The 14,187-nt window shown below is 69.7% G+C and carries 11 protein-coding genes; 5 read left to right on the forward strand and 6 right to left on the reverse strand.

Translation table 11 applies throughout. From position 1 onward, the window contains the following. The first annotated feature begins 48 nt into the window (after positions 1-48). The 4 genes from H0B56_RS15575 (at position 49) to H0B56_RS15590 (ending at position 4,754) form a co-directional block, all read left to right on the forward strand. Positions 49-1,242, forward strand: coding sequence for an acyl-CoA dehydrogenase family protein (locus H0B56_RS15575; RefSeq protein ID WP_180893782.1), 1,194 nt, complete (start codon positions 49-51; stop codon positions 1,240-1,242). 59 nt (positions 1,243-1,301) lie between these two features. Further along, entirely contained in the window at positions 1,302-2,393 is a 1,092-nt protein-coding gene (locus H0B56_RS15580; RefSeq protein ID WP_180893783.1) for an acyl-CoA dehydrogenase family protein, read from the forward strand. Then, entirely contained in the window at positions 2,390-3,994 is a 1,605-nt protein-coding gene (locus H0B56_RS15585) for a long-chain-fatty-acid--CoA ligase (RefSeq protein WP_180893784.1), read from the forward strand. Before H0B56_RS15580 ends, H0B56_RS15585 begins: the two co-directional genes overlap by 4 nt. Positions 3,995-4,076: 82 nt before the next feature. Then, entirely contained in the window at positions 4,077-4,754 is a 678-nt protein-coding gene (locus tag H0B56_RS15590; RefSeq protein ID WP_180893785.1) for a TetR/AcrR family transcriptional regulator C-terminal domain-containing protein, read from the forward strand. 131 nt (positions 4,755-4,885) lie between these two features. Here H0B56_RS15590 and H0B56_RS15595 read toward each other — a convergent pair whose 3' ends face one another. The 5 genes from H0B56_RS15595 to H0B56_RS15615 form a co-directional block, all read right to left on the reverse strand. After that, positions 4,886-6,013: a phosphotransferase family protein gene (locus tag H0B56_RS15595; protein WP_180893786.1), complete on the reverse strand. Its 1,128-nt coding sequence runs from the start codon at positions 6,011-6,013 to the stop codon at positions 4,886-4,888. A gap of 9 nt (positions 6,014-6,022) precedes the next feature. Continuing rightward, on the reverse strand, positions 6,023-7,468 hold the full coding sequence (locus H0B56_RS15600) for an aldehyde dehydrogenase (protein WP_180893787.1): 1,446 nt from the start codon (positions 7,466-7,468) through the stop codon (positions 6,023-6,025). A gap of 11 nt (positions 7,469-7,479) precedes the next feature. Further along, positions 7,480-8,619 carry an Rv3169 family protein gene (locus tag H0B56_RS15605; protein ID WP_180893788.1) on the reverse strand — a complete coding sequence of 380 codons (1,140 nt, stop codon included), beginning with the start codon at positions 8,617-8,619 and terminating at the stop codon, positions 7,480-7,482. A 176-nt stretch (positions 8,620-8,795) separates the two neighbouring features. After that, entirely contained in the window at positions 8,796-9,899 is a 1,104-nt protein-coding gene (locus tag H0B56_RS15610; protein WP_180893789.1) for an NAD(P)H-dependent flavin oxidoreductase, read from the reverse strand. Further along, complete coding sequence (locus H0B56_RS15615) at positions 9,880-11,493, reverse strand: acyl-CoA synthetase (protein ID WP_180893790.1); 1,614 nt, start codon at positions 11,491-11,493, stop codon at positions 9,880-9,882. The genes H0B56_RS15610 and H0B56_RS15615 overlap by 20 nt, the downstream gene beginning before the upstream one ends. Before the next feature lie 128 nt (positions 11,494-11,621). On the opposite strand from H0B56_RS15615, the gene H0B56_RS15620 reads away from it, so the two are divergent. Continuing rightward, a complete protein-coding gene (locus H0B56_RS15620; RefSeq protein WP_180893791.1) occupies positions 11,622-12,440 on the forward strand; it encodes a crotonase/enoyl-CoA hydratase family protein in 819 nt (272 codons plus the stop codon). Between the two features lie 80 nt (positions 12,441-12,520). Here H0B56_RS15620 and H0B56_RS15625 read toward each other — a convergent pair whose 3' ends face one another. Beyond that, positions 12,521-14,095: an acyl-CoA synthetase gene (locus tag H0B56_RS15625; RefSeq protein WP_180893792.1), complete on the reverse strand. Its 1,575-nt coding sequence runs from the start codon at positions 14,093-14,095 to the stop codon at positions 12,521-12,523. Positions 14,096-14,187 lie beyond the last annotated feature (92 nt).

Here is a 14,187-nt window from a genome sequence, read left to right on the forward strand (position 1 = left end):
AGGCATGCTGTCCATCAACACCGACCCCAGGAGAAGCGGAGGCAGGCGATGCGCATCGGCTACACGGATGAGCAGACGAAGCTGCGCCACCATCTGCGCGACTACTTCGCCGATGTCATGACACCCGAACGCCGCACCGAGCTCGCGGGCGAAGGCGGCGAGTACGGGGACGGCACCGCCTACAAGGAGATCGTGCGCGAGCTGGGCCGTGACGGCTGGCTGGCACTCGGCTGGCCCGAGGAGTACGGCGGCCAGGCGCGGCCGATGCTGGACCAGCTCATCTTCACCGACGAGGCGGCGGTGGCAGGCGTGCCGGTGCCGTTCCTGACGATCAACACGATCGGCCCGACCATCATGCGCTACGGCACCGATGAGCAGCGCGCGTACTTCCTGCCCAAGATCGCCGCGGGTGAGCTCCACTTCTCCATCGGCTACTCCGAACCCGACGCGGGGACCGACCTGGCCTCGCTGCGCACCCACGCTGTCCGGCACGGGGAGGGCCCCGACGGTGAGTACGTCATCAACGGGCAGAAGATGTGGACGAGCCTGATCGAGTACGCCGACTACGTCTGGCTTGCCGCGCGCACCGATCCGGACGCCGAGCGGCACCGGGGCTTGAGCATCCTGATCGTGCCGACCTCGGCGAGCGGCTTCTCCTGGACCAAGGTGCACACCGTCGCCGGACCGGGCACGAGCGCGACCTACTACTCCGACGTGCGCGTACCGACCTCGGCACTGGTCGGCGAGGAGCACAAGGGGTGGCGGCTGATCACCAACCAGCTCAACCACGAGCGGGTCGCGCTGACCTCGGCGGCACCCATGCAGGACGCGCTGCGCGAGGTTCGCCAGTGGGCTCAGCAGACCACGACACCCGACGGCAACAGGGTGATCGACGCGGAGTGGGTACAGCTGCACCTTGCCCGCGTGCACGCGCACGCCGAGTACCTCAAGCTGCGCAACTGGAAGACCGCATGGGCGGCGAGCAACTCCGAGCTCGGCCCTGCCGAGGCCTCGGCGACCAAGGTGTTCGGCACCGAGTTCGCCACCGAGGGCTACCGGCTGCTGATGGAGGTGCTCGGCGCGGGGGCGGTCGTCTGCGAGGGCTCGCCGGGGGCGCTGCTGCGCGGCAAGGTCGAGCGGCTGCACCGCTCCTCGCTCATCCTCACCTTCGGCGGCGGGACCAACGAGGTGCAGCGCGACATCATCGCCGCGGCCGCCCTCGGGCTGCCCGTTTCCCGCTGACGCCCGACCCCCGCGACCGGGGCGGCCCCTTCCGGACCACGACCCGCACAAGGAGCACCATGGACTTCTCGCTCACCGAAGCACAGCAGGACCTCGGTGGTCTCGCCGCGCGCATCCTGGGCGACTGGAACGAACGTTCCGGCAGCAGCCGCGCCGAAGCGTACGACCCCGATCTCTGGGCGCAGCTTGCCAGGGCAGGCCTGCTCGACGCCGCACTCGGCGAGTCGGTCGGCGGCGGCGGGTTCGGCTTGCTCGAGCAGTGCAGCGTGCTGATCGAGCTCGGCACCGTCGCCGCCCCGGTTCCCTACCTGTCCAGCATCACCGGCGGCGCCGCCGCGATGGCCGAGTTCGGCTCCGGGCTGCACACCGAGCGCTGGGTGCTGCCCGTGACCCGCGGGCAGCGCACGCTGGCCGTCGCACTCGCCGACGAGGGCAGCCCACCCGGTTTCACCGGGCGCTACGTCGACGGTTCCCTGCGGGCCTCCGGAGCGCAGACCGCCGTGCTGCACGGCGCGCACGCGGACGGCTACGTGTGCGAGCTGGCCACCCCGGACGGTGCGGCTCTCGCCGTGCTCGACCGCGCGCACGAGGGGCTGAGCATCAGCGAGCAGCACGCGGTCGACGGCACCGGCGCCGCCCTGGTCGAGCTGGATGACGCCGTCATCGACGAGGACGCACTGCTCGGCAGGCCGGGCTCCGGCGCGGCGACGTGGCTGCGGCAGCGCGTCACCGTGGGGCTGTGCGCGTCGCAACTGGGCATCACGTCCCGCGCGCTGGAGATGACCAGCGAGTACGCGCAGAAGCGCGAGCAGTTCGGCGAGGTCATCGGGTCGTTCCAGGCGGTGCGGCAGCGCCTGGCGGAGGCCTACCTCGATGTGGAGGCCGTCCGCCTGACCCTGTGGCAGGCCGCGTGGGCGCTGTCCGAGGGCAAGCCCGCAGCCGAGGAGGTCGCCACGGCCAAGTTCTGGGCCGCGCAGGCCGGGCACCGCGTGGCGCATTCCGCCGTGCACGTGCACGGCGGGGTGGGTATCGACACGGACTACCCGCTGCACCGCTACTTCGTCGCGGCGAAACGCGCGGAGTTCGCGCTCGGAGGCGCCACGGCCCAGCTCCGCGCGCTCGGCTCACTGCTGGCGGACACCCCGGCATGACGGCGACCGCGGACGGACCACCCACCGTCACCGGCCACCTGCTGGCCCGTGCCACGGAGGAGCACACCGGGCTCGCCTTCGGTGCGGCCACCTGGACCTGGCAGGAACACGTCCAGGAATGCGCCGAGCACGCCGCGCTGCTGCGGGAGCTGCACGACGCGGACGCCCCGTTCCACGTCGGCGTGCTCGCCGACAACATCCCGTCCTTCTCGTTCCTGCTCGGGGCCGCTGCCCTGTCCGGAGCCGTCCTCGTCGGGCTCAACCCCACGCGCAGGGGCGACGCTCTCGCGCGGGACGTGCGCATCGCGGACTGCCGGATCGTGATCACCGAGAGCGCCTACCGCCCGCTGCTCGACGGTCTCGACCTCGGCGCCGCGAACGGGAAGGTGTTCGATGTGGACAGCACGGAATGGGGCGAGGCGCTTGCGGCGCACCGGGGAGCGCGGCTGCGTCCCGTCCCGAGCGAACCGGACGACCTGCTGATGCTGATCTTCACCTCGGGCACGAGCGGGGAGCCGAAACCGGTCCGGTGCACGCACGGCAAGATCGCCTACCCCGGCGAGATGCTGGCGTCGCGGTTCGAGCTCTCCGCAGCGGACACGGCGTACGTCGCCATGCCGCTCTTCCATTCGAACGCGGTCATGGCCGGGTGGTCGGTGGCCGTGGCCGGCGGTGCCACCCTCGCGCTGCGCAGGCGGTTCTCCGCATCGGGCTTCCTGCCCGACGTGCGCGCCTACGGGGCGACCTACGCCAACTACGTGGGAACGCCGCTGTCCTACGTCCTCGACGTCCCCGAGGGCGCCGACGACGCGGACAATCCGCTGCGCGTCGTCTACGGCAACGAGGGCGCACCTGCCGACCTCGCCGCGTTCGCCGAGCGGTTCGACTGCGCCGTCGTCGACGGGTACGGCTCCACGGAAGGCGGGGTGGCGATCTCGCGCACGCCGGACACCCCGGCAGGCGCGCTCGGCCTGCTGCCGGACGGCGTGGACATCCTGCACCCCGATACCGGGCAACCGTGCCCACCTGCCCGGTTCGACGCGGCCGGGCAGCTGCGCAACCCGGACGAGGCGATCGGCGAGCTGGTCAACACGGCGGGAACCGGGATGTTCGCCGGGTACTACAACGCCGCGGACGCCGAGTCCGACCGCGTGCGTGACGGCATGTACTTCACAGGGGATCTCGCCTACCGCGATGACGGGGGCTTCTGCTACTTCGCGGGGCGCACCGGGGAGTGGCTCCGCGTGGGCGGGGAGAACCTCGGCGCGGCCCCCATCGAGCGCGCGCTGCTGCGCCACCCGGACATCGTCGAGGCCGCCGTGTACGGCATCCCGGACGAGCGGGTGGGTGACGCCGTGACGGCCGCGCTCGTGCTCGCCTCGGGGGCCTCCTTCGACGCGGAGGCCTTCGGTGCGTTCCTCGCCGAGCAGGGCGACCTCGGGCCGACCCAGTACCCGCGCTACGTGCGCGTGCTGGCCGAGCTGCCGCGCACCCCGACGCACAAGGTGCTCAAGCGCGAGCTCGCCGCGCAGCAGCTGGACTGCCCCGAACCGGTGTACGAGCGCACGTCCCGCGTGCCGCCGAGCTACGCGGCCCGGTGAGCCGCCCGCCACGCGGTAGCATTCGGGCAAGGCGCGCAGCGCGGGAGTCATGGTCGAACGTCGTGGGCGGAGTATCGGGTCGGTGAGCACCAACGGGCGGCAGCGGGCAGCGGCCGCGCGCGGGCGCGGCCGCCCGCCCGTGATCACCCGCGAGCAGATCGTGCGCGCCGCACGCGAGGTCGGGCTGGCCGACCTGCGGATGGCGGCCGTGGCCGAGGTACTCAACGTACGCCCGGCCGCGCTCTACCATCACGTGCGCGACCGGGACGAGCTGATCGAGCTCGTCGCCAGGCAGGTACTGGAGGAGACCGAGTACGACGAGTGGGCCCCCGGCACGGACACCGACTGGCGGGGGTGGCTCCGTGCCTACGCCTACGCGCTGCGTAAGGCGATGCTGGACAACGCATCGCTGTTCCAGTACATCCGGCTCAGCACCGCGACGACCGCGCACCGTCTCGACCAGATCGAGCAGCTGGTTGAGGTGCTCGTCGATGCCGGGTTCGACCACGGCACGGCCAGCCACGCCATCCAGCAGGTTCACCTGATGGCAGAGGCGGAGTTCCACGACGCCCAGGACCCGCCGGGCAGCCAGCGGCGCCAGTTCAGCGAGTTCCGTAAGGCCCTGCAGGCCAGGCCCGACGACGAGCTACCCCACCTGCGCCGCATGGCCGAACTGCGCCCCGACCCGGACCCCGACGCCCAGTTCGACTTCATGCTCGGCTGCCTGCTCGCCGGCCTGGAGACCCGGCTGGACACCTAGGGCGTGTGGGAGCCCAATGTGACACCGGGCTCCCTCTATGGAACCGAGGACCCCCTCGGCTCCCTCCGCGGAGCGCTGCGTACCCGCCCGTGGGGTGCTGGGGGCGCTGTTGGGTGACCCGGGACGCCCGGCTAGCCGGCGGCGTCCCCGGGGCCGCCGGCCAGCATGGCCTCCAGGCCCGGGCGGTTGTAGAACACGTCGTCCGGGTCGTCGGGGAACTCCCGCTCGCCGAAGTAGGCCTGCCGGTGCGCGACCCTGGCCATCACGACCGCGCTGCGCAGCGCGGCGTAGACGATGTAGAAACCGAGGTCGGTGACGGTGTGGCCGGTCAGGGCCTCGTAGGTGTCGGTGACGTCGCTCGCCGTCAGAAACCCGGGCATGCCGTCCAGCCCCGCCATGCCGGCCAGTTCCTCGAAGAACCGGTGGTGATAGATCAGCCAGCCCAGGTCCAGCTCGCGCGGCCCGACAGCGGCCATCTCCCAGTCCAGCACACCGACCGGGCGGAAGTCGCGGTAGAGGATGTTGCCGATCCGCGCGTCGCCCCACACCAGCACCGGCTCACCGACCGGCTCCGGCCAGTGCCGGTCCAGCCACGTGAAACCCCGCTCGATCAGCGGGTGCCTGCACTGCCTTGCCACCCACTCGTAGTAGGCGCGCAACTCGGCCACGTGCCGGTGCAGGGCCGTCGGCCCCGCGCGGTCGAACTCCAGGAACGCCAGGTCGGCGTTCGCCGGGGTGAGGCTGTGGACCCCGGCGAGAACCTCCACCGTCGCGGCCTGCAACCGTTGCCGGTCGGCAGGAGCGGCATCCAGCAACCATCCCTCGAAGTTGTACGGCATGACATCGGCCGGCACCGCGCCGTCGACGTGTTCCATCACGAACAGCGGCGAGCCGAGCGCGTCCGGCTCGGCCTCGAACCACAGCGCCCGCGGCACCGGCACGCCGGTACGCTCACCCACCAGTCGCATCACCCGGAACTGGCGGTCGAGCTCGTAGCGGGGGAACACCGGCATCGCCGAGTCCAGCGGGGCCATCCGGGCCACACAGGACAGGGACGTACGCCGGCCGCCGCCTTCGGACATGGTGAGGTCGAACGTCACGGTCTCGCTGGACATACCGTTGCCCGGCGGGACCTCCAGGCCGCTGATGGCGGGCTCTGACCCCGCGGGCAGCTTCGTGGCCAGCCACGACTCCAGGTTCGTGCGCAGCACGGCGTAGTCCCGTGTGGACGTACGCGGACGCTCGATACGTTCGGGCATGGAACCCACCTACTCGAATGGCAGCGTCACTGACTTGAGCTCGGTGTACGGTTCCAGCCCCTCGGGGCCGAACTCCCTGCCGATCCCGCTGGCCTTGTACCCGCCGAACGGGGCGTTGGCGTCGATCAGGTAGTTGTTGACGCCGAGTGTTCCGGTGCGTACGCGCCGCGCGATCTCCAGCCCGTGCTGCACATCAGAGGTCCAGACCGAGCCTGCCAGCCCGTACTCCGAGTCGTTCGCGATCGCCACCGCGTCGTCCTCGTCGTCGTACGGGATGACCGCGAGCACGGGGCCGAAGATCTCCTCCCGCGCGATACGCATGTCGTTGTGCACGTCGGCGAACACGGTGGGGCGCACGTACCACCCCGCGGTCAGCCCGTCCGGCATGCCGGGGCCACCTGTCGTGATCCGGGCGCCCTCACCGGTGCCGATGTCGAAGTAGCGGGCCACGCGCTGCTGCTGCCTGCGTGCCACCATCGGTCCGATGTAGTTCGCCTCGTCGTGCGGGTCCCCCACCGGCAAGGCCCGCACCATCTCGGTCAACGCCTCGACCACCTCGTGGTAGCGCCTGCGGGACGCCAGGATGCGTGTCTGCGCCACGCACGCCTGGCCGCTGTTGATCAGCGAGGCCATCTTCAGCCCCTCCACCGTCCCGGGCAGGTCGGCATCGTCGAGGATCACCGCCGCGGACTTCCCGCCGAGCTCGAGCGTGACCCGCTTGAGGTCGGTGCCGCACAGCGAGGCGATCCGGCGCCCGGCGGCCGTGGACCCGGTGAACGCCACCTTGTCCACCCCTGAGTGGGTGACCAGGTACTCGCCGACCTCGCGGCCTGCGGGTAGCACGCTGACCACACCTTCCGGAAGCCCGGCGGCGTCCAGGATCTCCGCGAGGAAGAGCGAATCGAGCGGGGTCTCCGGTGCCGGCTTGACCACGACGGTGCAGCCTGCGAGCAGGGCGGGCACGAGCTTGGCCATCAGCACGAACTGCGGCGCGTTCCACGGGATGATCACACCGACGACGCCCACGGGCTCCCTGCGGACCACGACCTCCTCGCCGAACGCCCCGGAACGCCGCTCCTCCCAGCCGAACCGTTCGGCCGCGGCGAGCAACGACCGCAGGGACATCGCGGTGGCCTGCGTCTGGCCGAGATGCGAGAACCAGATCGGCGACCCCATCTCGGTGGTGATCAGCTCGGCCATCTCGCCGAGCCTGGCCTCGTAGGCCTTGGCCAGCCGTTCCACCACGCGCTGCCGTTCCGCCGGGGCGAGGCGCGGCCAGTCCCCCCTGTCGAACGCGTTCCTGGCGGCGGCGACGGCCGAGTCCACATCGGCCTGGGTCGCCTCCGGTGCGCCACCGACGAGCTGCTCGGTGTGCGGCGAGACCACATCGATCCTGCTGTCCGAAGCCGGCCTCTCCCACCGGCCACCGACGTAGAGCTTCTGGTACTCGTACATACTTGACTCCTCTACGGGGCGACGTCGTCCCAGCCGGTGAAGCCGGATGGCTCGTGCGGGCCGAAGCAGGCGAACTCGAACATCCCCCAGCCGGCATGGTTCCCGCAGCGGGCGCGCACGAGGTTGTCGGTGACGCTCCAGTACGCCGCGCGTTTGGGCGCGTCGCTGACGTCGTAGGTGCCTCCCTGCACCACCGCCTGCTCGCCCAGGTACATCCCGTGCCGCCAGTCGTCGGTGCCGTAGCCGCCGCCCGCGCCCAGCGCGAGCGGTACCTGGGTCTCGACCGTGACGGAGGTACCGTCCGCGAAGCCCAGTGTCGCGGCGCCGACCTCCCGCGTGCCGGGTACGAAGTCGATCGTGATCTCCGGCCTGCCGAGGTACTCGACCTCGCGGCCGCTCGCCTCCGGCCACACCCGGACGGCTTCCTCGAGCGAGCGGTGCCCGCGCGCGTCCTCCTGGGCGATGGTGATGATGCTGAAGTCGGGGAACTGCAGCGGGGCGTACACCCAGTAGAACGAGCCGGGCTCCTTGGCGGCGCCGATCCCGGGCGGCTCGGGGTCCCCGACCGGCCGGATACCCCACGAACGGTCGCGCGTCCCCCACCAGCGGTCCGGCGTGACCTCGCTGGTCACACCGTCCACCGTGAGCGTCCCGCTCCAGCATCCGGTCTGTGCCAGCCGGTTGGAGTCGACGATGGTGCGGCCGTGCTGGCGCAGCTCGTGCCGGGGCTCGAGCACGGCCGGGACGGCCCCTGTGAAGGTCAGGTCGAACTCCAGGCCCCACTCGTTGGGTTCGAGGACGACCCGCAGCTCGCGAAGCCCTTCGACGACCTCGATCCGGAACGGCCCGACCGTGGTATCCATCCGGTCGGCCCCCAGCTCGCGCGAGGCGCGCACGGCGAGCTGCTCGCCGCCCCGGTGCAGGGTGGCGAACGCGTCGGTGACGCTGAGGTTGGGGTACTGGCCCATGCCGGTCACCAGGAACAGGTCCGGCGAGCCGGCATGGCAGTTGAAGTAGTACCGGTCGTAGAAGTTGCGGTCGCTGGTGCCGACCCGCCGGACCGGCTCGACCACTTGGTGGATGGGGAAGTCGTCCAGGGGAGAGAGCACCGCGGTCACCGCCCAACTGTCGCGTGCCGTCGTATGGCTCATATTTTTACTGCATTAAGAAATTAAGTCAACAGTGCGCCACCGGTCCACACAAAAAGGTGGGAGCCCGATGTGACACCGGGTTCCCTAGAAGAACCGGATGTGACATCGGGCTCCCACCACACCCGCGGCGAGCCACCCCGGGAACGTAGCCGGCGGCCGGACCAGCGCGCGGTGTGTCAGCGTGTCTTGTCCAGTCTCGACAGCGCTTCGTCGAACTCGCGGACGAGGTCGGCCATCACGTCCGCGACCGGGCGGACCTCGTTCATCTTGCCGACGATCTGGCCGACCGGCATCGCGACGACCGACGGGTCATCCGCGGCCGCTATGCGCTGATGAGCCTCGCTCACCAGCAAGTTCTGCAGCGGCATCGGCAGCGGGTCGGGCGCGTCGGGCGCGCTCCAGGCCTCGGTCCAGCGCGTCTTGAGCAGGCGAGCCGGCTTCCCGCTGAAGATGCGGGTACGCACGGTGTCCGAGGAGCTCGCCCCGAGCAGCGCCTGCTGCATCGTCGCCGAGGTACTCATCGTCTCCAAGTACTCCGAGGTGGTCAGCCAGTACGAGCCCATCCACACCCCGGATGCGCCGAGCGCGAGCGCCGCTGCAACCTGCTTACCGGAGCCGATCCCGCCCGCGGCCAGCACGGGAGCGCGGTCGCCGACCCGCTCGGCGACCTCGGGAAGAAGCACCATGGAGGCGACCTCACCGGTGTGCCCGCCTGCCTCGTAGCCCTGCGCGACCACGATGTCCACACCGTTGTCGACATGGCTGACGGCGTGCTCGGCCTTGCCCGCGAGCGCGGCGACCTTGACGCCCCTGTCGTGGGCCTGCTCGATGACGTCGTTCGGCGGCGACCCCAGCGCGTTGGCGATCAGGCTGATCGGGTGCTTCAACGCGACCTCGACGTGTGCCCGCGCCACCGAGTGCAACCATCCGAGCACGCCCGCGTCGTCGGTGGTCGACGGCAGGTCCGGCACGCCGAGCTCGTTCAGGGTCCGCTCGACGAAGGCGCGGTGCTCGTCCGGGATGTGCTTCTCCAGATCGGTCATGCTGCCCTCGGTGGGCACCTTGGAGGGCATGACGATGTCGACGCCGTACGGCTTGCCGTCGGTGTTGGCGTCCATCCACTCCAGCACGCGGTCGAGCTCGTCGGCGTCATTGAAGCGTACGCAGCCCAGCACACCGAGACCTCCCGCCCGGGAGACCGCAGCCGCGACGTGTTCCGAGGGGGTGAACGCCACAATCGGGTAAGTGGTCCCCAGGGTGTCACACAGTGATGTCCGCATCGTGCTCCTCTGCATAAGACTTGGCCCACGTGTAGTCGGGCTTGCCGCTCGGTTGCCTGCGTACCTCGGATACGAACCACAGGCTGCGCGGCACCTTGTATCCGGCGATCTTGGTACGCACGTGGTCGTTCAACGCGTTCGCGTCGATCGAGGTGCCGTCGGACGGCTGGATGACGGCTCCGACCCGGTTGCCCCATCGCTCGTCCGGGACGCCGACGACCAGGGCGTCGAAGACGTCCGGATAGGACTTCAAGGCACCCTCGACCTCTTCCGGGTAGACCTTCTCGCCGCCGGTATTGATCGTCTGCGAGCCACGGCCGAGCAGCGTGACCGTGCCGTCCTCCTCGTAGCGCGCGTAGTCACCGGGAACGACGTACCGCTGCCCGTCGATCTCCACGAAGATGCTCTTGGTCTTCTCGGGGTCCTTGTAGTAGCCGACGGGCACGTGCCCACCGCGCGCCATCTTGCCCACCGCGCCGGGCTTCGGCTCGATAAGGTTGTTGTCCTCGTCCACGAGCACGGCCTGCTTGCTGAAGTTCACCCGGGGACCAGCGGAGTGGTCACTGTCCTTACTGATCATGCTGATCCCGGTGAACCCGCTCTCCGAGGCACCGACGGCGTCGGTCAGCACCGCGTTCGGGAACTCCTCGAGATACTCGTGCTTGAGCGACTGCGAGAACAGCGCGGCATGGCTGGTGATCGCCACCAGGGAGGAGGCGTCGTAGTTGCCCTCCCGGTAGGCGGCCAGCAGCGGCTTGCCCATCGCGTCCCCGACCATCGTGAGCACGTTGACCTTGTGCTCCTGGATCTCCCGCCACACCTGGTGCGCGTCGAACTGCGGCACGAACACGACCGAGCTACCGGCGAACAGCGCGCCGAAGGCGGCCCACTGCGCCGCTCCGTGGATCAGGGGCGAGACCGGCATCCGGACAAGGCCGGGACCTTCCTTCGCCTGGTTGGCCAGTGTCCACTCGTCCGGGACGTACTCGCCGGTCAGGAAGTCGATGCCGCCGCCGAGCGTGCGCCAGACGTCCTCCTGGCGCCACATCACGCCCTTCGGGTAGCCGGTGGTCCCTCCGGTGTAGAGGATGTAGAGATCGTCGGCACTTCGCTCACCGAAGTCGCGCTCACCCGAGTGGCGGGCGAGGGCGCTCTCGTAGGCGACCCCGTCATAACGGGAGTAATCCGCGTCCGAGCCGTCCTCGACGACCATAACGTGTTTCAGTTTCGGCGCGTCCGGGAGCACTTCGGCGACGCGGTCGGCGAACTGGCGCTCATGGATCAGCGCCACGAGGTCGGCGTTGTCGAAGAGGTAGCGCAGCTCCTCCGCGACATAACGGAAGTTGACGTTCACCGCACGCGCCCGCAGCTTGTACGCCGCGAACATCGCTTCCATGGACTCGATCGAGTTGCGGGAGTAGATCCCCACATGGTCGTCCTTGCCGACACCGACCGAGGCGAGGTGGTGAGCGAGTTGGTTCGCGCGCTTGTCGAGCTCACCGTAGGTGACCTGACGGCCGTCACAGATGACGGCAGTACGTTCCGGCACGGCGTCGACGGCGTGCTCCAGGAGGTCCGCGATGTTCAGAGCCATACACCACAAACTAGAACATGTTATCGTTCAAGGCAATGGTCAACTTGGTTCCGCGCCCGCGGCGCGGAACTCGCACGACCTCTCGGCCCCGGGCCGATACCTCACCAGCGACCGGGAAGGGACCTTCCATGACCACGACACCACCGGAGACCGAGCGTGACGGCGAGGCACACGCGCTTGTGGAGCAGCGCGGGCACACGCTGATCGTGACCATGAACCGCCCGGAGGCGCGCAACGCGCTCAGCGGCGAGATGATCGAGATCATGGTCGACGCGTGGAACACGGTCGACAACGACCCGTCCATCCGCAGCTGCATCCTCACCGGAGCCGGTGGCTCGTTCTGCGCGGGTGCCGACCTCAAGTCGATGAGCAAGAACAACCCTGGAACCGCGATGTCCAGCGGGGGCTGGGACCCGTCGCGGATCGAGGGGCTGCTCAAGGGGCGGCGCCTGACCAAACCGCTGATCGCCGCCGTCGAAGGTCCGGCCATCGCGGGCGGGACGGAGATCCTGCAGGGCACGGACATCCGTGTCGCCGGCCGCAGCGCGAAGTTCGGGGTGAGCGAGGCGCGGTGGAGCCTGTTCCCGATGGGTGGCTCCGCCGTGCGGCTGCCACGCCAGATCCCGTACACGGTCGCCGCCGACATCCTGCTCACCGGGCGGCACGTCACGGCGGACGAAGCCAAGGACATCGGCCTCATCGGGCACGTCGTCGACGACGGTACGGCCCTGGACAAGGCCCTGGAGATGGCCGAGCTGGTCAATGCCAACGGCCCGCTCGCCGTGCAGGCGATCCTGCGGACGATGCGCGACACGGAGGGCATGCACGAGGAGGAGGCGTTCGGCATCGACGCCAAACTGGGCCTGAACGTGTTCACCAGCGCAGACGCCAAGGAAGGCCCCCGCGCGTTCGCCGAGAAGCGCACACCGCAGTTCCGCGGCGAGTAGCGAAAGAGGGGGCGAGCCGAAGGACTCCTCGGGTACCAGATATGCACCGAAGGAGCCCCTCGGCTCGCCCCACCGCCCGGCTAGATGGCGCTCTCGCGGTCCTGCCAGTACGGGTCGCGGAGCCTGCGCTTGTACAGCTTGCCGTTCGGGTCGCGCGGGAGCTCGTCGACGTAGTCGACGCTGCGGGGGAGCTTGAACTTGGCGAGGCGGCCCCGCGCGTGCTCGAGCAGCTCCTCGGTCAGCTCGTCCCCCGCCGACACACCGTCGGCCGGCTGCACGACGGCCTTGATCTCCTCGCCCCAGTCGTCGTTCGGGACGCCGAAGACCGCGACATCGGCGACCTTCGGGTGCACGACGAGCTCTCCCTCGATCTCGGCGGGGTAGATGTTCACCCCGCCGGAGATGATCATGTCGCTCTTGCGGTCGCACAGGTAGAGGTAGCCGTCCTCGTCGAGGTAGCCGACATCGCCGAGCGTGAACATGTCGCCGACCTTGGACTTCTCCGTCTTCTGCCTGTCCTTGTGGTACTCGAACGACGAGGAGCCCATGCGCATGTACACGGTGCCCACCTCGCCCGCTGGCAGCTCGTTGGCATCGTCATCGAGGATCTTGACCGTCGAGCCGGGCCACGGCCTGCCGACCGACCCCGGCTTGCGGAGCCATTCCTCCCCGCTGATGGCGGTGCCGCCACCCTCGGTCGCCGCGTAGTACTCGGTGACCACCGGCCCCCACCAGTCGAGCATCTGCTGCTTGACCTCTCGCGGGCACGGCGCGGCCCCGTGGATCACGTTGCGCAGCGAGGACACGTCGTAACGCAGGCGCACCTCCTCCGGAAGCGCGAGCAGGCGCACGAACTGGGTGGGCACCACATGGCTGTGCGTGACCCTGCGCTCCTCGATCAGCCGGAGCATCTCCTCGGGCTCCCACTTGTCCATCAACACCGCGGTGTGCCCGAGGTGGATGGAAATGGACACGAAGTTCAGCACCGCCGTGTGGTACATGGGCGAGCCGCACAGGTGCACGTGGTCGTCGAACGGTTCCAGCCCGAAGATGCCGAAGAACCACCGCCCGGCCATCGGGGCCTCGTGCGGATCCTCCCCGGTCAACGGCCTGCGGACACCCTTGGGTTTGCCGGTCGTACCCGAGGTGTACAGCATCGGCGAGCCGGCCGTGCGCTCCTCCGGGGCGGTGTCGGGCTGGCCATGGCCCAGCTCGGAGACCGGCCGGAAACCCGGTATGTCGCCGACCGCGAACCGGGCCGACGCCGGCAGGCCCGCCTCGTCCGCCGCGGCCACGGCCGACTCGGCGAACCTCTCGTGCGCGAGGAACGCCTTCGCCCCCGAGTCCGAGATCAGGTACGCGATCTCGCTGCCGACCAGGTGCCAGTTGACGACGACCACGTAGAGGCCGCTCTGCATCGCCGCGAAGTAGCCGGCGAGCAGGTCCACGCCGTTGGGTTGCAGGAGCACGATGGCATCGCCGGTCTCGAGGCCGAGCGCGCGGAGGCCGTGCGCGTACCGGTTGGCCGCGGCTACGAGCTCGCCATAGGTGAAGTCACCCCGCTCGGGATCGACGACGGCGATGCGGTCGGGCTGCTCGTCGGCGATACGCCACAAGCCCGGGCTCGCATTCTGCGTCGCTGGTTCGGCCGTCATGATTGCACTCCGCTCCGCGTCGAACGTCCATACATCGGTTCAGCAGACAATCTAGAACGTGTTCTATGTTTGAGCAAGCCAAGCGGGGCGAC

The sequence above is a fragment of the Haloechinothrix aidingensis genome (assembly GCF_013450155.1).
In the GTDB taxonomy this organism is placed as follows: Bacteria; Actinomycetota; Actinomycetes; order Mycobacteriales; family Pseudonocardiaceae; genus Haloechinothrix; species Haloechinothrix aidingensis.